Genomic DNA, 17,290 nt, shown 5'->3' with positions numbered 1-17,290 from the left:
CATGTCTAGACCAATTCTCGAAGTCATCGCGCTGACCGCGCAGGATGCCCAGGCGGCCGAGTCCGGCGGCGCCGACCGCCTCGAACTGGTCGCGGACATGGCCGCCGACGGACTGACCCCGTCGGTCGCCGACTTCGCCGCCATCCGGGCCGCCGTGGCCGTCCCGCTGCGGGTGATGCTGCGCATCCGGGACGGCTTCGCCCCGGGCGACCTCGACGAGCTGTGCGACCGGGCCGCCGCGCTGCGGGCCGAGGGCGCAGAGGAGTTCGTCCTCGGCTTCCTGGATGCCGACGGGGCCGTGGACCTGGCCGCGACCACCGCCGTCGCCGAGGCCGTCGCGGACTGCCGGTGGACCTTCCACCGGGCCATCGACCACAGCGCGGACCGGGCCGCCGTCCGGGCCGCCGTCGCCGAACTGCCCGGCCTGGACACCTTCCTGACCTCCGGCTCGCCCACCGGGGTGGGGGCGGGCCGGGAGACCCTGCTTGGCGAACTGGCCCAGGCCGGGGAGCCGGGCTACCGCCAGCGGATCCTGGTCGGCGGCGGACTCCGGGCCGAGCACGTCCCCGCCCTGCGGGCATCCGGCTTCGACGCCTTCCACATCGGCGGCGCCGTCCGCCCCGGCGGCTGGACCGCCCCGGTCGACCCCGCCAAGGTCGCCGAGTGGCGGGCCCTGATCGACAACTGAGCCGGTAGCCCTTTCAGGGGCAACGGGGGAGCCATTCAGAGCCCCGCGCCCCCGAGCGGCTTCCCCGTTGCCCCTAACAGGGTTCCGCGCTCGTGAGGTGATCAGGCCCGCAGTTGGTCCGGCAGGGGCTCGGCGTGGACCATTGTCAGGCCGGAGACGGCGCGGGTGAGTGCGACGTACAGGCGGCGCAGGCCGGTGCGCTCGTCCGGCTCGCCCGCGACCACGGCGGCGGGTTCGTCCAGTACGACGTAGTCGTACTCCAAACCCTTGGCCAGTGACGCGGGGACGAGGGTCAGCCGCGCCTCGGTGCTGGTCTCGGTGCCGGGGTCGAGGAAGGGCAGGCCCGCCTCGGTCAGCGCCTCGGCCAGCAGGGGGATCCGGGCGTCGGCGGCGATCAGGCCGGTGGAGCCCTCACGGGCCAGGGCCCTGCGGCAGGCCGCGATCACCGCCTCGATCACCGCCTCGCCCGGCCCGCCCGTGGCGCCGTCGACGCGTTCGATCGCCAGTGAGCCGGGCGTGTCGCGGATGGAGGTCGCCGGAGCCAGGCCGGGGGCGATCGCGGGCAGCAGCCGGGAGGCGTACGCGATGACCTTCTCGGGCACCCGGAAGCCGGTGGTGAGCTCCTCGACGTGGGCGGCGGGCTTGCCGAGGTGGTGCAGGGCCTCGGGCCAACTCCCCGTGGCCCACGGGGTGGTGCCCTGGGCGAGGTCGCCGAGGATGGTCGCGGACCCGGTGGAGCAGCGGCGGCCGACGGCCCGGTACTGCATGGGGGAGAGGTCCTGCGCCTCGTCCAGCACCACATGCCCGAGCGAGGGGGTGCGCTGCACCAGGTCGGCTGCCTCGTCCACGAGTACGGCGTCGGCGGGCGTCCACGGCGCGACCTTCAGGGAGCGGCCGGGCTTGGGCCATCGGATCGCAGCCTGCTCCTCGGCGTCCAGGACGCCGTCCGCGCACTCGGCCAGGAACGCCGCGTCGGTGAGCAGCCGGTGCACCAGCCTGGCCGGGTCCACCGGCGGCCAGCACTGCTTGACCACCGCCTTCACCGCCGCGTTGCGGGCGACCGCATCCTGGACCCGGTCGTCGGGGGCCTCGCCGCCCTGCTCCATCTTCAGCAGGACGGCGTGCGCGATGCGCTGCGGCAGGGCCTCGCCGGCTGCGCCGTAGCGGATCTCGCGGCTCTTCAACTCCTCGATGATCTCGACCAGTTCGTACGCCGGTACGCGCCAGCGGCGCGAGCCGCGCACCACCACGCAGGGTTCGGTGGGCAGGCTGATCCCGGCCCGGACGGCCCGGCGCAGCACCTCGGCCATCCTCGGGTCGCCCTTGATCGTTGCTGCCTCGGCGCTGTCCGTGCCGCGCACCTCGACATGGTTGACCAGCTCCTGGACGGTGGCCTGGGCCACGTCCAACTCGCCGAGTGCGGGCAGGACTTGCTCGATGTAGTGGAGGAAGGAGCGGTTCGGCCCGATCACCAGGGTGCCCGTCCGGGCGAGGCGGTCGCGGTGTGCGTAGAGCAGGTACGCGACTCGGTGCAGGCCGACGGCGGTCTTCCCGGTGCCGGGGGCGCCCTGGACGCAGACCGTGCCGGAGATGTCGGCGCGGACGATCTCGTCCTGCTCGGGCTGGATGGTGGCGACGATGTCGCGCATCGGCCCGACGCGGGGCTTCTCGATCTCGGCCGCGAGCAGCGCGGAGGCCGTTTCCGTCTCGGCCGGATCGGTGAGGTTCTCGTCCTCGTACGCGGTCAACTCGCCGCCGGTGTAACCGAATCGGCGGCGGCGATCGACGTCCATCGGGTCGGTGCGGCTGGCCCGGTAGAAGGGCTGGGAGACCGGCGCACGCCAGTCGATCACCATCGGGTCGCCGTCCGCGTCGTGCACGTGCCTGCGCCCGATGTAGAACCGCTCGCCCGTGCCTCCTTCGGCCAGCTCCTCGCTGATGGCGTGCAGATAGTCCAGGCGGCCGAAGAACAGCGGGGTGTGGGCGAGGTCGGCCAGGGCCGCGATGCGCAGCTCGATCTGATTCTGCAGAACGGCGGCGGAGACCCAGGTGCCGGTGACATCGCGCAGGTCGAGGGACTCCACGTCCTCGCGCATGGCCTTGAGTGCGGCCCGGGAGGCGGCCAGATGGCCGCGCTCGCGTTGAAGGGGGTCGGTGGTGGGGGCGTGCACAGCGAACCTTCCCGGCCGCCCTCGCGATGGGGCGGCGGACTCGTCGTAGCTCACAGTGAAGGACGCGACCGGTTGCCGACCGGCCGGGGCTCCCACGGCTGCCGACGGTTGGCACCACGGTTCGGGAGGGGCAGACGGGAGATCATAGACCGCCGCCGAGCCCGGTGCTAATCATTTCTCTCAGGGTCGGGTAGGCCGCGACGTAGGGGGCTCGTACGCCTGAAGAAGGACGAAGGGCCCGGTCTTTGCGCCCTCTGGGCTGACGCTTCGGGGGTGGCCGGAATCCTACGGTTGAGGACATGAACACCGAACGCACCACCCAGCGCAGGCCTGCCGGAAGCACCACCACCGACAACCGTCGCCGCAGCCCGATGGCGCAGGCCGTCCGCAATGTCGGGATCATGCTCGACACCGCCGCGCGCGTGGTCTTCCTCGGGCGCGACGGCGTCAGGCTCGGATGACACTCCGTGACGCGGTTACACGTCGTCCGCGTCGATGATCCGGTACGCGTAGCCCTGCTCGGCCAGGAAGCGCTGCCGGTGGGCGGCGAAGTCCTGGTCCACGGTGTCGCGGGCCACCACCGAGTAGAAGTGGGCCGCGTGGCCGTCCGCCTTGGGCCGCAGTACCCGGCCGAGGCGCTGGGCCTCCTCCTGGCGGGAGCCGAAAGTCCCGGAGACCTGGATGGCGACGGTCGCCTCCGGCAGGTCGATGGAGAAGTTGGCCACCTTGGAGACCACCAGCACGCTGATCTCCTTGTTCCGGAACGCGTCGAAGAGCTTCTCGCGCTGGGTGTTGCTGGTCTCGCCCTTGATCACCGGGGCGTCGAGCGACTCGCCCAACTCGTCCAGCTGGTCGATGTACTGACCGATGATCAGGGTCTGGTCCTTCTCGTGCTTGCGCACCAGGGACTCCACCACCCGGCGCTTGGTCGCCGTGGTCGAGCAGAAGCGGTACCGCTCCTCGGGCTCGGCGGTCGCATAGGCCAGCCGCTCGGAGTCGGTGAGGGTGACCCGGACCTCGCAGCAGTCGGCCGGGGCGATGTAGCCCTGGGCCTCGATCTCCTTCCACGGTGCGTCGAAGCGCTTGGGCCCGATCAGCGAGAAGACGTCGCCCTCGCGGCCGTCCTCGCGCACCAGCGTCGCGGTCAGGCCGAGCCGGCGCCGGGCCTGCAGATCGGCGGTGAACTTGAAGACCGGCGCGGGCAGCAGGTGCACCTCGTCGTAGACCACCAGGCCCCAGTTGCGGGCGTCGAAGAGCTCCAGGTGCGCATAGGCACCCTTCCGCTTGGTGGTCATCACCTGGTACGTGGCGATGGTGACCGGGCGGATCTCCTTCTTCGTCCCGCTGTACTCGCCGATCTCGTCCTCGGTCAGCGAGGTCCGCTTGACCAGCTCGTGCTTCCACTGCCGGGCCGAGACGGTGTTGGTGACCAGGATCAGCGTGGTCGACTTGGCCTCGGCCATCGCCGCCGCGCCGACCAGCGTCTTGCCCGCGCCGCAGGGCAGCACGACCACGCCGCTGCCGCCGTGCCAGAAGCCCTCGACGGCCTGCTTCTGGTACGGGCGCAGCTGCCAGCCGTCCTCCTCCAGGTGGATCGGGTGGGCCTCGCCGTCCACGTACCCGGCGTGGTCCTCGGCGGGCCAGCCCAGCTTGAGCAGCACCTGCTTGATCTGGCCGCGCTCGGAGGGGTGCACGACCACGCTGTCCGGGTCGATCCGGGCGCCGACCAGCGGGGCGACCCGCTTGGAGCGCAGCACCTCCTCCAGCACCGGCCGGTCGGTGGTGGTCAGCACCAGGCCGTGCACCGGGTGCTTGCTGAGGGTCAGCCGCCCGTAGCGGGCCATGGTCTCGGCGATGTCCACCAGCAGCGCGTGCGGCACCGGGTAGCGCGAGTACTTCACCAGGGCGTCCACGACCTGCTCGGCGTCATGGCCGGCGGCACGGGCGTTCCACAGGCCGAGCGGTGTGACGCGGTAGGTGTGCACGTGCTCGGGGGCTCGCTCCAGCTCCGCGAATGGCGCGATCACCCGACGGCAGTCGGCGGCCTTCGGGTGGTCGATCTCCAGGAGCAGTGTCTTGTCGCTCTGGACGATGAGCGGTCCGTCGTTCACGCGGGGCAACCTCCGTAGGTTCTGTCGCAGACTTTCCAGTGTCCCGCATCCGGGTGGCGGACCTTCCAGTGTTCCGCACCGGGCGCGCACCTCCAAGGTCCTGCACTTCGGTGGGCAGCTCCTCCGGCGTAATCCGGGTGACCTCGTGGGGGGTCAGGCGGATTCGTCCACCTCGGCGACGCCGGTGATGCGGTGCAGGGCGAAGGTACGGACTTCGTCCGTGAGGTGGTCGTACGCCGTCACGAAGCCGCCCTCGACCTTGACCGGGTCGACGACGCGCTGGGAGGCCAGTCCCTCCGCGTTGACGTAGCCGATCCACATCCGCTCGCCGAGCAGGACGGCTGTCTGCAGGGCGGCCAGGGTGTCGGCGGCGGCGGTGCGCGGGAGCTGGCGCAGATCGGTTCGGGCCGGTCCGGTCTGCTGCGGCGTGGCAGCCGGCCCGGCCACCGTCTCCCGTCGGACGGCGGTGGCCGCCCGGTCGCCCGCGCGCACCGCCTTGATCGCGGCGCCCAGCAGGACGTCGTCGGGGCGCGGCGGGCCGCCGGGGACCGGTGCCGGGGCGGTCCTCGGCGGGGTGCGGTGGCTGTCGGGGCGAGTGATCAGCACGTCGCCCTCGGTGGACTCGGCGGCCGGTGCGAAGCCCATGCCGCGCAGGACCGAGAGCAGGGTCTCGGGCGCGGCCTGGGCGGCCAGCACCGTCGGGGCGAGCAGCCGCAGCCGCAGTTCCACGGCCCGCCGGTCGGCGAGCACCTCGGCCAGCAGCGCGGTGTCGTCGCAGCGCAGGTACGAGGAGGCGGCGCCGACCCGCAGTACGCCGTGCCTGCGTGCGACGTCGTCGATCAGATAGCTCAGCGGCTGCGGGACCCCCGTTCGGGAGTGCTGCTCCAGGAAGGCGTGCAGGTCGGAGGCGGTGCGCCCGGCATCCAGGGCGCGGCGGACGGACTCGCCGGTGAAGCGGTAGACCGTGGCCCCGCCCTTGGACTCGATGTCCGCGCAGAGCGCCAGCGCCTGGGCGAGCGGGGTCAGCAGCGGGCCCGGTGCGATCGCGGTGAGGTCGGGCTGCAGGATCACATGGTCGAGCGGCTGCGGCAGCAGTGGCGCGAGGACGGCCACCGGGTCGCCGCCGTCCAGCAGCGTACGGGCGGGGGTGGCGAGGGCGCCGCGTCCGGTCAGCCCGAGCAGTTCGGCCTCGGCGAGGGTCCAGTCGGTGAGGTGGTCGCGCAGTTCGCGGCCGTCCGGCTGGGCGGGGCCGCCGCGCAGCGGCCGCTGCCACTGCAGGACGGGCAGCAGCGCGTCGGCGGTGGCGGTGCTGCCGGGTGGCAGTGCGGCCAGCGCGGCGAGCGTGGCACGGCGTACCGACGGGGCGAGGGTGCGGTCGAGCTCGGGGCCGAGCGCGGCGCGGGCCTTGCCCTTGCCGTCAGGGGTACCGGTGAGCTGGGCGACCCGGGTGGTGGCGAGCCAGCTGCGGGCGAGCAGCGCCCAGCGCTCGGCGACGGGCTGCTGGAGCCAGGTGTCGTACGCCGGGGTGGGGGCCCAGCGCTCGTCCGCTTCTCCGTCGGGAGCCAACAGTCCTGCGGCGTAGGCGAGTTCGAGCCAGAAGGCGGCGGTGCTCTCGGAGCACTCCAGGGCGAGCGCGGCCCGCTTGAGGTCGCGTACGCCGAGGCCGCCCGCGCGCAGACCGGGCGGCGGCGTCAGGCCCCAGCTGTCCAGCAGCTCCTCGACGGTGCGGACTGCGGTGTACGCCTGCCCTGCGGCGGCACTGTCCACAGCCTGTGGATCGCGTTCGGCGGCGGGTGTCGGCCGGGGCACGACGGGCGTGACCGTACGGTGGCTGCGGCCGCCGCGCAGATGTAGGGCCAGCTCGCGGGGGAGTACCACCGAACCGGGGCTGGACGGCAGCAGCAGTCCGCGCGCCAGCAGCCACTCGACCGGGCTGCGGGCCTCGTCGGCGGTCACCTGGCGGGCGGCGTCCGGGACGGTACCGGTGGGCGGGCCCCAGACCAGCTTCTCCAGCAGGGCGAGCGCGGCCTCCGGGGCCTCGGCGAGCAGGGCCGCGCAGCGCTTGCGGTCCGCCAGCAGGGCGGCGAGCGCGGCAACGGCGGTCACCGGGTCCGGGGTGGGCGGCAGCCCGGCACCGGCCAGCAGCTGCTGCAGACGGGCCGGTGACATACCCGTCGTGGCCTCGGCGAGGGTGGGCCCCAGGCCTGTACGGCCCGGGTTGTTGGCGCTCGGGGCGAGTGCCTCGCGGACGGCGATCACCAGGCGCAGGGCGGAGTCAGGGCCCCAGAGCAGCGCCCGACTGCGGAGGGTGGCCAGCGCGGCGGGCAGCGCGGCGGTGACGGCGGCGCGGTCGACGGGGTCGGCCAGCGGATGCGCCTTGACCCGGGCGGGGCCGGCCAGCAGATTGCGGACGGCGGCCTCGGGGCTGCCGTCGGGGGTGGCGGCCAGGGCCTCGGCGACCTGGAGGGTGAAGCGGTCCAGGAGCTCCAGCGCGCGCAGGGCGGAGGCCCGGCTGGAGAGGCGGGCCGCGAGTTGCGTCAGGTCGCTGGGCACCGGATTGAGCAGGTCGGGACGGGCCCGCAGCAGCTCGGCCAGTGCCTCGTCGCTGCGGGCGCGGAGCTCCTCGGCGAGCGTGCGTGGTGCGGCGGCGGCCCGGCCGGGGCGCGGCTCGCGCTGCGATGCGGTCATCCGGCCCAGCTTAGTCGGCCGGGCTGAGGCCGGCGGACGGGAACAACGCCGGGACGCGTCTACCCGACCAGCCATGCGCCCCTAAAGGCGTTGCATGGCTGGGCGGTGCGGCGGGGATCACGCGGTGTGTGGTTGGCCGCGCAGTTCCCCGCGCCCTTGAGGTGGCGCATGGCTGGTCGGTGCGGCAGGGATCCTGGTGTGGGGGTTTCCCGCGCACCTGCGGGCTTTGCAGGGTGTGGTTGGGGCGCGGGGGCGTGTGGGGCTCGCCTGGGTATCAGGGAGTGGGTACCTTCAGCGATCAGCGGGGTCGGGCGATCTGAGGCGGGGTGACGGGCTATGGCGGACGGGCACGAGGGCGGCCGCGCGGGTGGCGAGTGGTGGCGGGTGGACGGGCCTTGGCGCGTCCTCGGGCAGCAGGGCGCGGAGCAGCAGGGCGCCGAGGCGGAGAGCGTGTACGCGCCGGAGGTGCCCATGGCATCGCCGACGCCGCCCGCACCACCCCCGGCCGTACCGTCCGTACCGCTGGAGAAACCCGGCGCGGCGGCGGGTGCGCGCTCGGAGGCCGAGGCCATGGACGGCGCTTGGCTGACCGCCAAGGCCGCGCCGGGCCGCGGAGTGAGCGCCGCGGACTTCCCCGGTTGGGACAGCGTCGTCCTCGACTTCGGCGCCGCCGATCCCGCCGCCGGCCCCCGTATCCCGGACCAGCGCAAGGAGTCCGCCGAGGAGGAGCAGCCGGGCATCGAGGGAGCACTTGCGTCCGACGGCCAACCGCCGCGCTCCGTAGGCCTCCTGAGTGGCCGCCGCCCCTCGCTGCTGCTTCTGGTGGCCGCGATCGTGCTGCTCGCCGGGGCGGTGACGGGTCAGATCCTGGTGATGCTGATCGGTTGGGCCGCCGCGTATCTCTCCGCCAAACTGGGCGACTTCACCAAGAAGTTCGCGGTCTTCGGCATTCCGCTGATCAGCATGACCGGTTCGACGGTCTGGTTCTGGGGCCGGTCGCAGGGCCGTTGGGGCTCTCCGCTCACGCCGGGGGAGCAGCTCAACCACGAGGCATGGGCCGCCGCTCCCGGTGTGCTGCGGTTGGCGGCGGTCCTCTCGGCGCTCTTCCTGCTGGTGCTCAACCTCCGCCGCCGCCCGCAGGGGGGCTGACCCGCGTTCACCCGCCCAGGAAGCGCTGGAGCTCGGCGAGGATGAGGTTGGCCCCGGTGTAGCCGATGCCCTCGAACCAGAGCTGGTCGTCCACCGAGAAGGCCCGGTGGGTCTTGACGGCGTTCAGCGACTGCCAGCCGCTGCCGGCCAGGACGGCGGTGGCCCCGGCCTTCGCGGGGTCGCCGTAGATGGAGTAGAGAAGCAGGTCGCCGTCGGCCTTGGCGATCTGGTCGGGCGGCACCTCGATGTCGAACTGGTCGACGTTCTGCGGGTCCGGACGCCCGAGTTGGAGGTCGGCCAGCAACGTCCCGACAAAGCTCTGCCTGCCGTACAGCCGGACGTTCGGCGAGCCCTCGACGAAGCGGACGATACTGATCCGCTTCCCGGCCGAGCCCGCGTCGGCGATCGCCTGGGCGGTCTGTGACACGTGCCGTCCGTACGCGCTGACGACTGCGGCAGCCTGCTCCTGGCGGCCGAGGGCTTGGGCGTGCAGCTGGAAGTTGGTCTTCCAGGGGTAGCCGGTGGTCTGGGTGAGGACGGTGGGGGCGATCCTGCTCAGGGCGTCGTAGCGGGCGCCGTCGCGGGTCTGGTTGCCGAGGATCAGCTGGGGGCCGAGTGAGGCGATCATCGCGGTGTCGGGGTCGCCGATGGTGCCGACGGTGGCGATGCCGGCCAGCCAGGAGGCGGGCCAGTAGTCGGGCAGGCCGTGGTCGGCGGGGGCTTGGGCGGCGCCGAGGGGGGTGATTCCGAGGGTGATCGCCGAGTCGAGTTCGGCGGTGTCCAGGGCGACCACCCGGGTCGGCGAGCCGGGGACCGCCACTACGCCGGTGGCGGCGGTGACGGTGGTGCTGGGCAGGGGCTGCGGGCTGGGCGGCTCGTTGTCGGGGCCGACGGGCGACGGTGTGGGCGAGAGTCCGGACGAGGTGGCCGTCGTGGCCGGGCCGCGAGCCGTGGAGGTGCACCCGGGCAGCGCCCCCGCGCCGAGCGCGGCCAGTCCGGCCAGCCCCAGCAGCACGGTACGGCGGGAGGGCTGACGCGGCATCGGGCGCTCCTCGCGTGGTCGTCGGCAGGTGGTCGTGGAAACTGCCCGCCCAGTATGTCCGAATTGTCGTGACGCTAGTGCTCAGCCCGCCCAGGGCGCGCCCGGGACGACCACCGGGTCCGGGACGATCACCGCCTCAAGGCCGGAGACCGCGCGGACCGGCTCCGCCGTGACGACCTCACCCGGCGCACTCTGGGCGACGATCCGTCCGTCCCGTATCGCCACCAGGTGGTCGGCGTACCGCGCGGCCTGGTTGAGATCGTGCAGCACGGCCACCACCGTCCGGCCGCGCTCGACGTTCAACCGCCTTGGACCGACCGGCAATAGGGCCGGCGGGTGAATCGGGGGCGGATCACCTGCCGCATACCCTGGGCCTCATGGCTCTCACCGTCGGCTTCGACCTCGACATGACCCTGCTCGACACCCGACCCGGTATCAAGGCGGCCTATCAGGCGCTCTCCGATGCCACCGGAACCTGGATCGACAGCGACCTGGTGGTCACCAGGCTGGGCCCGCCGCTGGCCCGGGAACTGGCGAACTGGTTCCCGCCGGAACACCTGGACGAGGTGGTGACCCGCTACCGCTCGCTCTACCGCGAGCACGCGCTGCCCGGCACGCTGGTGCTGCCCGGCGCCCGGGAGTCCCTGGCGGCGGTGCGGGCCAGGGGCGGCCGGGTCGCCGTGATCACCGGCAAGTACGAGCCGAACGCCAGGCTTCAGCTGGACTACGTCGGTCTCGACCCGGACATCGTGGTCGGTGACACCTGGGCCGAGACCAAGGGCGACGCGCTGCGCGAGCACGGCGCCGCCGTGTACGTCGGAGACCACCTCGGCGACATCCGGGGTGCGCGGGCGGCCGATGCGGTCGCGATCGGCGTGGCCACCGGGCCGTACGGAGCGGCTGAGCTGCGCGAGGCCGGGGCCGACGTGGTGTTCGGCGATCTGACGGAGTTCCCGGCCTGGCTGGCCGAGTACCCGGCGGCCTAGGCCCTCTCGGGGGCTCAGTCGGTAGGCACTCGCCTCTCGGGCCCTCGCCAGCGGTACTGCCACAGGCCCTAGGCCGAGGCGCGGGCCCGGCGGCGCTGTGCGCGGGCCGAGCGGAGCAGTCCGCCGAGCGAGAGCAGGAAGCCGGCCGGCATCAGCATGCAGACCCAGTACGCGATGCTCGGGAAGCGCGGCAGATCGAAGAAGAGGGGGACGAACGTCACGATGGTGGCGATCGAACCGACGAGGAAGACGATCGCCCCGCCCCGGATCAGGCCGTCGCCGGGGTCCGTGGTGCTGCTCATGCCCGCTCCTCCAGCTGGGTCCGGCTCGGATCGACGGTCCAGTGTCGCAGACCCCGCCTACCCCCGCTGATCGGCGGGGGTAGGCTCACCCCTGGCGCTCAGGCCTCCCAGCAAACTCTCAGGCACCCTAGGAGAATGCCGGTGCTGTGGCGGGTCGATCCCGTGCCGAGCGCCGGGTGGGGTATTGGCAACGGTGGAGCAGGGGCGTAACGACGCATGGGTCTGACCAGTCACAAGGTGCTGGCGCTGTCCGCGCTGATCTCGATTCTGATGATCGCCGGCACGGTCTGGGTGTGGCCCCGGCTCGCCAAGCGCTCCTGGGTCGCCGTCGCGGGCCGGGTCGGCACCATCGTGGGCACGCAGCTCGTCGTGATGTGCACCATCGGCCTGGTGGCCAACAACTACTTCGCCTTCTACAGCAGTTGGGCGGACCTGCTGGGGACCAGCAACAACGGCCCGGTGACCATACAGGACCGGAACGCGCTCTCCGGTGGAGGCCGCCCCGGCATCCAGCAGATCTCCAACGAGAACGTACGCGGCGCCAACACCGTGGGCCGTGACCCGGCCATGGTCGGCAAGCTGGAGAAGATCCGCATCCCGGGGGCGGGCACCGGGCTGTCCACCGAGGGCTACGTCTACCTGCCGCCGCAGTACTTCCAGCCGGACTACGCGAACAAGAGGTTCGCGGCGGCGATCGCCATCACCGGTTTCCCCGGTGACGCCAAGAACCTGATCACCAAGCTCAACTACCCCTCCACCGAGCTCCAGTCGATCAAGGACGGCAAGACCAACCCGACCGTCCTGGTGATGATGCGCCCGTCGCCGGCGATGCCGCGCGACACCGAGTGCGAGGACATCCCGGGCGGCCCGCAGGCCGAGTCGTACTTCGCCAAGGACGTCCCGCAGGCGATCCGCAGCTCCTACCGGATCGGGGAGGGGCCCCGCAGCTTCGGCGTGATCGGCAACTCCACCGGCGGCTACTGCGCGCTCAAGCTGTCGATGAAGCACCCGGACGTCTTCTCCACCGCGGTCTCGCTCTCCGGCTACTACAAGGCCGCCGAGGACCCCACCACCGGTGACCTGTTCGCCGGCAGCAAGGACCGCCGCAACCAGGCCGACCTGGGCTGGCGGATGGCCCACCTGCCCAAGCCCGCGGTCACGCTGCTGGTCGGCGGCAGCAAGGAGGGCGACGGGGACTACTACTCGACCACCGAGAAGTTCATCAAGGCCGCCAAGGGCAGCCAGACGAGGGTCTCCTCGATCACCCTGGACACCGGCGGCCACAACTTCAACACCTGGTCCCGGATGCTCCCGGCCTCGCTCGGCTGGCTCGGCCAGCACCTCAACGCCCCCGCCTGAGCCGCTCGTTCGAGCTCCCGGCGGGCCCCCGGCCGCCGAACGTCTCCGTCACTGCATGCAGTTCTCCAGGAACTGGGAGTTTCGCCCTCCCGTTGACCAGGGTATGCAGCCAACGCACGGGGCCGTCCGGACGCCCCGCTTTCCCAACCGGGGGTGTGAGCCATGGACAGCGCGATGCCGCGCCCTGGCCGCGCCAGGCCCGGGGCGGCGGCCGATGCACCAGCAGCGCACGCACCGACAGTGCACGGATCTCCGGCGCGGCGCCTCAGGCAATCCCCTGTCCGGCTGTGAGCGGTTGAGCCGCTGACGGATCATTAGTCCGCAGATCGAGTCCGGCCCGTCCGTCCATGCGGTCGGCTCGCCATCCACCCGGTGATCACTGGCTTGACTGCCACGATCGCCCCGCACCCCACCGAGGACTGTTCGAGATGCCCACCGGTCAGGTCAAGTGGTTCAACGAGACGAAGGGTTTCGGCTTCCTGTCACGCGACGACGGCGGGGACGTCTTCGTCCACACCAAGGCGCTGCCTGCCGGGGTCACCTCGCTCCGGCCGGGCCAGCGGGTCGAGTTCGGTGTCGTCGCCGGCCACCGGGGCGACCAGGCGATGGCCGTCACCCTGCTGGAGGCACTGCCCTCGGTGGCCGCCGCGCAGCGCCGCAGCGCGGACGACATGGCGCCGATCGTGCAGGACCTGATCACCACCCTGGACGACGTCCTGCCCGGCCTGCAGCGCGGCCGCTACCCGGCAAAGCCCACCGGGCAGAAGCTGGCGGTGCTGCTGCGCGCGGTCGCCGACCAGTTCGACATCTGACACCCGGCCCCGCAGCACGGTGAACCGAGCCCGACCGGGCTCGGTTCCTCGCACCCCCCGGCGCTTGCGCGGGAGGGCGTCAGAAGGCCAGTGCGCCCGGGTCGATCGCGGGGACCAGCCCCTCGGCGGCGGCCCGGGTGAGCAGGCCGTGCACGGCCGCGTACCCGTCCTCGCCCAGGTCGGCCGTGAACTCGTTGACGTAGAGCGCGATGTGCTGGTCCGCCACGTCCGGGTCCATCTCCTGGGCGTGCTCCAGCACATACGCGCGGGACGCCGCCGGGTCCTCCCAGGCCAGCCGGACGGAGGCGCGGACGGTCTCGGCGAGCTCGCGCAGCCGCTCCGTGCCCAGCGAGCGCCGGGCGATGATCGCGCCCAGCGGGATCGGCAGACCGGTCTCCTGCTCCCACGCCTCGCCCATGTCGGCCAGCTTGTGCAGGCCGTACTGCCGGTAGGTGAACCGGGCCTCGTGGATCACCAGGCCGGCGTCCACCCGTCCGTCCCGGACGGCGGGCATGATCTCGTGGAACGGCAGCACCACGATCTCCCCGAATCCTCCGGGCACCGCCTTGGCGGCCCAGAGCCGGAAGAGCAGATAGGCCGTCGAGCGCTCGCTTGGTACCGCGACCCGGCGGCCCGTCAGGTCCGCGCCCGGCTCGCGGACGAGCACCAGCGGTCCGCAGCCCCGCCCCAGCGCGCCGCCGCAGGGCAGCAGCGCGTACTCGTCCAGCACCCAGGGCAGCTGGCCGTAGCTGATCTTCAGTACGTCCAGTTCCCCGCGCTCCGCGAGGCCGTTGGTGATGTCGATGTCCGCAAAGGTCACCTCGGGTGCCGCCGCGCCGGGGACCAGGTCGTGGGCCCAGGCGTGGAAGACGAAGGTGTCGTTGGGGCAGGGGGAGTAGGCGATCCGCAGGGGCTCAGCCACGTTCGACCTCCTGGAGCAGCTCCGGGTACGGCAGGTGCAGAAAGGCCCGCTCGAGCGCACCGAGCGCCTCGCCGATGCGCCAGGCGGAGCGGTCGCGCGGGCCGACGGCGTTGGAGACCGTGCGCAGTTCGAACGCCGGCACGCCGTGCCGAGCGGCTGCCTCGGCGACCCCGAACCCCTCCATCGCCTCGGCCAGCGCCTGCGGGTGGCGGTCCGTAAGCTCGGCCGCGCGCCCGGCGCTGCCGGTGACGGTGGAGACGGTCAGTACCGTCCCGCTCGCGGCGTCCAGCGCCTGGGCGGCGAGGCGGACGGCGGCGGGCGGTGGCGTGTGGCGGACGCTGCCGAAACCCAGCTCGGCGACGTCGGAGAAACCCTCGGGGGTCTGCGCGCCGAGGTCGGCGGCCACGATCTCGTCGGCGATCACGATCGAGCCGATCGGTGCACGCGGGGCGAAGCCGCCCGCGATCCCGGCGGAGACCACCAGCTCGTACCGGTGCAGCCAGGGCAGGCTCGCGGTCGCGGCCGCCACGGCCGCCGGGCCGACGCCGCCGACCAGGACGTCCACCGGCACCCCGCAGGCGTGCTCGCCCCGGTGCAGCTCACCACCGGGCACGGGGAGCGTCCTGGCGCCCTCCTGGAGCCCGCGCAGCACCGCCTCGGCCTCCGCCTGGACGGCGACGACGACGAGCAGCCGGGCGGGATGCGCTCCCGGCTGCTCGTCGTCGAACGGGCGCTGTGTCACTGGGCGGTCGGGACGAAGCCCTTGTTCTTGAGGTCGAAGAACCAGGCGGCGACGATGTCGCCGGTCTTTGCGTCGTTCTCGACCACGGTCACCCGGGTGTTCTCGCTGCTGGTGGAGAGCAGTGCGGGCGCGGCCTGGAGGCCGGAGAAGGTCGAGCCGGTGCGCAGCGAGGCGAGCTGGGCCTGGCCCTGGCCGCCGTCGGTCGCGGCCCACCAGCCCTTGTCGCCGACCTCCGGGTCGACGCCGACGCCGATCCGGTCGCTGCTGGTCACGTCGGACTTCGGCAGCTTGCCCTCGTCGCCGGCCTTCTTGGCGTTGGCCTGGCAGTTGGCGATGTCGTCCTTGCTCAGGGGCTTGCCGTCGTTGTAGCAGGTCGGGCCGGCGTGGATCGAGGACCGGCCGACCACCAGGGTGGCCAGCGGCTTCTCGGGCTTGCCCTCGCTGTTGGCGTGCGCGATGGACACTCCGACCGTGCCGGCGCCGATCACGACGACGGCGCCGACGGCGGCGATGACACGGGTGCTGAGGCTCATGGGCATGAATCTACCGGGCATCCCCGATCAAGGTGCGCGCGGGTGGCCAAGTCTCCCCCGCCCGTGTCATGTGAACGAGCTTTCCGGGCGAGGGCGGGTCTCTCAAGGGGCCCCGCGCCCCTGAAAACCTCTAGGCGACCCTGGGACGGGTCGCCGGGCCGCGCAGGCCGACCTTGACGAGTGCCCGCAGCGTCCACAGCAGCATCATGCCGACCATCCCGGCCGCCACCGAGAGCCCGATCGCACCGTCCAGCGGCAGCATGATGCCCACCGCCCCGCCCGCCACCCAGGAGAGCTGGAGCAGCGTCTCGGAGCGGGCGAAGGCCGAGGTCCGCACCGTCTCCGGGACGTCCCGCTGGATCAGCGCGTCGAGCGCCAGTTTGCCGAGCGAGGCCGCCACTCCGGCCGCGCCCGCCACCAGGGCGACCGTCGGCAGCCCGTACCAGAGCGCCGACGAGCCCGCCGCCAGCGTGGCCAGCAGCAGCATCACCGTCACGGTGGCCTCCGAGCCCCTGGTGCGCAGCCAGGAGCCGAACACCGAACCGAGGGCGTTGCCGGTGCCCGCCGCCACCGCGACGATGCCCAGGCTCACGGTCGGCGCCAGCCCGCCCACCGGGTCCTCGCGCAGCAGGAAGGCCAGGAACATCACCAGGAAGCCGACCAGGGCCCGCAGCGTCGCCATCGCACGCAGCGCGAGGACCACCGACGGGCCGACGGTGCGCAGCGTCGCCTTCTCCGGGAGCAGCACCACGTCAGCGGGCAGCACGGGGTGCTCCTCGTCGGAGTGCAGCAGGGCGCGCTGCTCGCCCTTGGCGGAGTCCACCTTGTGCGGCAGATGGAAGGCCATCAGGGTGCCGATCACGAAGACCAGCAAGGCCCCGCGCAGCGGCCAGCCGGGGCCGATCAGGTGCAGCAGTCCGCCGAGCCCCGCCGCCAGGCCGGTGGCCAGCAGCCCGGCCAGTGTCACCCGGGAGTTCGCCTTCACCAGCGACAGCTGAGGCGGCAGCAGCCGGGGCACCACCACGCTGCGCACCACGCCGTACGCCTTGGACGCCACCAGCACGCCCAGCGCCTCGGGGTAGAGCGCGAGCCCGCCGTTCGCGACCGTGCCGGCCATGGTCCAGGCCAGTAGGGCGCGGACCAGCATCGCCATCGCCATCGCGGAGCGGCGGCCGTGCGGCATCCGGTCCAGCAGCGGGCCGATCACCGGGGCCAGCAGCGCGAACGGGGCCATGGTGATCAGCAGGTAGAGCGCCACCCGGCCCCGGGCCTCGCCGGTCGGGACGGAGAAGAAGATGGTCGAGGCCAGCGCGACGGTGATCAGCATGTCGCCGAAGGAGTTCAGTGCGTGCAGTTCGATCAGCTTCGCGAGCCCCGACTCGCCCGCGCCCTCGGCGGCCGTCGCCCGCCGGATCCGCCGGCCGGTGCCGTGGACCACCCGGCCGGTGCGGAGCCCGGCGGCGGACGCGCCGCGCACCAGGAAATTGCGGTGGGTCCCGGCGGCGGCCGCGGGATCGTCGTCGCCCGCGGTGGGACCGGCCGCAGCGCGACCGTCCTCGGTGGGAGAATGTTCGGGTGGTGAAAGCTCGGCCGGTGAGGACCCGGGCGAGGGCGAGCCGTCCTCCGGCGGCGGCTCGCTGCCGTCCGCAGGGGGGACCGGGTGCTGCTGTCGCGGCACGCCGGCCGGCTCCGCGTCCGTATCCGGGGTGCCGTTGGCCTGCTGGTCGTGCAGTGCGTGCTGCGACGGGGTCTCGTCCGCCACATACGTCATCCTGCCCGACAAAC

General features: G+C 72.8%; 15 protein-coding genes and 1 pseudogene. 6 read left to right on the top strand and 10 right to left on the bottom strand.

From position 1 onward, the window contains the following. Position 1: 1 nt before the first annotated feature. A complete protein-coding gene (locus tag P3T39_RS15920) occupies positions 2-688 on the top strand; it encodes a copper homeostasis protein CutC (protein ID WP_280698271.1) in 687 nt (228 codons plus the stop codon). Between the two features lie 101 nt (positions 689-789). Here the strand turns inward: P3T39_RS15920 and P3T39_RS15915 are convergent, their stop codons facing one another. Further along, positions 790-2,859, bottom strand: a complete 2,070-nt coding sequence (locus P3T39_RS15915) for an ATP-binding domain-containing protein (protein WP_280698265.1) — start codon at positions 2,857-2,859, stop codon at positions 790-792. Positions 2,860-3,158: 299 nt separating this feature from the next. On the opposite strand from P3T39_RS15915, the gene P3T39_RS15910 reads away from it, so the two are divergent. After that, the gene (locus tag P3T39_RS15910; protein ID WP_280698264.1) at positions 3,159-3,320 is read left to right on the top strand and encodes a hypothetical protein; all 162 of its coding nucleotides are present in this window, start codon (positions 3,159-3,161) and stop codon (positions 3,318-3,320) included. 15 nt (positions 3,321-3,335) lie between these two features. On the opposite strand, the gene P3T39_RS15905 is transcribed toward P3T39_RS15910, so the two are convergent. Continuing rightward, complete coding sequence (locus P3T39_RS15905) at positions 3,336-4,970, bottom strand: DNA repair helicase XPB (RefSeq protein WP_348534348.1); 1,635 nt, start codon at positions 4,968-4,970, stop codon at positions 3,336-3,338. Positions 4,971-5,123: 153 nt separating this feature from the next. After that, positions 5,124-7,658: a helicase C-terminal domain-containing protein gene (locus P3T39_RS15900; protein ID WP_280698262.1), complete on the bottom strand. Its 2,535-nt coding sequence runs from the start codon at positions 7,656-7,658 to the stop codon at positions 5,124-5,126. Between the two features lie 336 nt (positions 7,659-7,994). Here P3T39_RS15900 and P3T39_RS15895 point away from each other — a divergent pair, with 336 nt between their 5' ends. Then, positions 7,995-8,807 carry a hypothetical protein gene (locus tag P3T39_RS15895; protein WP_280698259.1) on the top strand — a complete coding sequence of 271 codons (813 nt, stop codon included), beginning with the start codon at positions 7,995-7,997 and terminating at the stop codon, positions 8,805-8,807. A 7-nt stretch (positions 8,808-8,814) separates the two neighbouring features. Here the strand turns inward: P3T39_RS15895 and P3T39_RS15890 are convergent, their stop codons facing one another. Both P3T39_RS15890 and P3T39_RS15885 read right to left on the bottom strand, forming a co-directional pair. Then, the gene (locus P3T39_RS15890; protein ID WP_280698257.1) at positions 8,815-9,849 is read right to left on the bottom strand and encodes an iron-siderophore ABC transporter substrate-binding protein; all 1,035 of its coding nucleotides are present in this window, start codon (positions 9,847-9,849) and stop codon (positions 8,815-8,817) included. Positions 9,850-9,930: 81 nt separating this feature from the next. Further along, positions 9,931-10,158, bottom strand: a pseudogene (locus P3T39_RS15885) (ABC transporter ATP-binding protein); the annotation flags it as partial. Positions 10,159-10,226: 68 nt separating this feature from the next. Between P3T39_RS15885 and P3T39_RS15880 the strand changes: the two are divergent. Then, positions 10,227-10,835, top strand: coding sequence for an HAD family hydrolase (locus P3T39_RS15880; protein WP_280698256.1), 609 nt, complete (start codon positions 10,227-10,229; stop codon positions 10,833-10,835). A 68-nt stretch (positions 10,836-10,903) separates the two neighbouring features. Here the strand turns inward: P3T39_RS15880 and P3T39_RS15875 are convergent, their stop codons facing one another. Further along, entirely contained in the window at positions 10,904-11,137 is a 234-nt protein-coding gene (locus tag P3T39_RS15875) for a hypothetical protein (protein ID WP_280698252.1), read from the bottom strand. Positions 11,138-11,353: 216 nt separating this feature from the next. Between P3T39_RS15875 and P3T39_RS15870 the strand changes: the two genes are divergently transcribed. Further along, on the top strand, positions 11,354-12,496 hold the full coding sequence (locus P3T39_RS15870) for an alpha/beta hydrolase-fold protein (protein WP_280698251.1): 1,143 nt from the start codon (positions 11,354-11,356) through the stop codon (positions 12,494-12,496). 428 nt (positions 12,497-12,924) lie between these two features. Further along, the gene (locus tag P3T39_RS15865; protein WP_280698250.1) at positions 12,925-13,308 is read left to right on the top strand and encodes a cold-shock protein; all 384 of its coding nucleotides are present in this window, start codon (positions 12,925-12,927) and stop codon (positions 13,306-13,308) included. Between the two features lie 79 nt (positions 13,309-13,387). On the opposite strand, the gene P3T39_RS15860 is transcribed toward P3T39_RS15865, so the two are convergent. The 4 genes from P3T39_RS15860 to P3T39_RS15845 all read right to left on the bottom strand — a co-directional run bounded on the left by P3T39_RS15860 (position 13,388) and on the right by P3T39_RS15845 (position 16,982). After that, positions 13,388-14,230, bottom strand: a complete 843-nt coding sequence (locus P3T39_RS15860) for a 1,4-dihydroxy-6-naphthoate synthase (RefSeq protein WP_280698247.1) — start codon at positions 14,228-14,230, stop codon at positions 13,388-13,390. Next, on the bottom strand, positions 14,223-14,972 hold the full coding sequence (locus P3T39_RS15855; RefSeq protein ID WP_280698245.1) for a futalosine hydrolase: 750 nt from the start codon (positions 14,970-14,972) through the stop codon (positions 14,223-14,225). Before P3T39_RS15855 ends, P3T39_RS15860 begins: the two co-directional genes overlap by 8 nt. Beyond that, positions 14,969-15,505 (bottom strand): hypothetical protein, encoded by a 537-nt coding sequence (locus P3T39_RS15850; RefSeq protein ID WP_280698244.1) that lies wholly within the window; start codon positions 15,503-15,505, stop codon positions 14,969-14,971. Before P3T39_RS15850 ends, P3T39_RS15855 begins: the two co-directional genes overlap by 4 nt. Positions 15,506-15,635: 130 nt before the next feature. Next, the gene (locus P3T39_RS15845; protein WP_280698380.1) at positions 15,636-16,982 is read right to left on the bottom strand and encodes an MFS transporter; all 1,347 of its coding nucleotides are present in this window, start codon (positions 16,980-16,982) and stop codon (positions 15,636-15,638) included. Positions 16,983-17,290 lie beyond the last annotated feature (308 nt).

The organism is Kitasatospora sp. GP82, from assembly GCF_029892105.1.
In the GTDB taxonomy this organism is placed as follows: Bacteria; Actinomycetota; Actinomycetes; order Streptomycetales; family Streptomycetaceae; genus Kitasatospora.
This window is presented reverse-complemented; position numbering and strand designations above follow the sequence as displayed.

Bases quoted from the DNA above. Each gene is read 5' to 3' on its own strand.
- P3T39_RS15920 (WP_280698271.1), top strand. From the start codon at position 2: ATGTCTAGACCAATTCTCGAAGTCATCGCGCTGACCGCGCAGGATGCC.
- P3T39_RS15910 (WP_280698264.1), top strand. From the start codon at position 3,159: ATGAACACCGAACGCACCACCCAGCGCAGGCCTGCCGGAAGCACCACC.
- P3T39_RS15900 (WP_280698262.1), bottom strand. From the start codon at position 7,658: ATGACCGCATCGCAGCGCGAGCCGCGCCCCGGCCGGGCCGCCGCCGCA.
- P3T39_RS15895 (WP_280698259.1), top strand. From the start codon at position 7,995: ATGGCGGACGGGCACGAGGGCGGCCGCGCGGGTGGCGAGTGGTGGCGG.
- P3T39_RS15890 (WP_280698257.1), bottom strand. From the start codon at position 9,849: ATGCCGCGTCAGCCCTCCCGCCGTACCGTGCTGCTGGGGCTGGCCGGA.
- P3T39_RS15880 (WP_280698256.1), top strand. From the start codon at position 10,227: ATGGCTCTCACCGTCGGCTTCGACCTCGACATGACCCTGCTCGACACC.
- P3T39_RS15875 (WP_280698252.1), bottom strand. From the start codon at position 11,137: ATGAGCAGCACCACGGACCCCGGCGACGGCCTGATCCGGGGCGGGGCG.
- P3T39_RS15870 (WP_280698251.1), top strand. From the start codon at position 11,354: ATGGGTCTGACCAGTCACAAGGTGCTGGCGCTGTCCGCGCTGATCTCG.
- P3T39_RS15865 (WP_280698250.1), top strand. From the start codon at position 12,925: ATGCCCACCGGTCAGGTCAAGTGGTTCAACGAGACGAAGGGTTTCGGC.
- P3T39_RS15850 (WP_280698244.1), bottom strand. From the start codon at position 15,505: ATGAGCCTCAGCACCCGTGTCATCGCCGCCGTCGGCGCCGTCGTCGTG.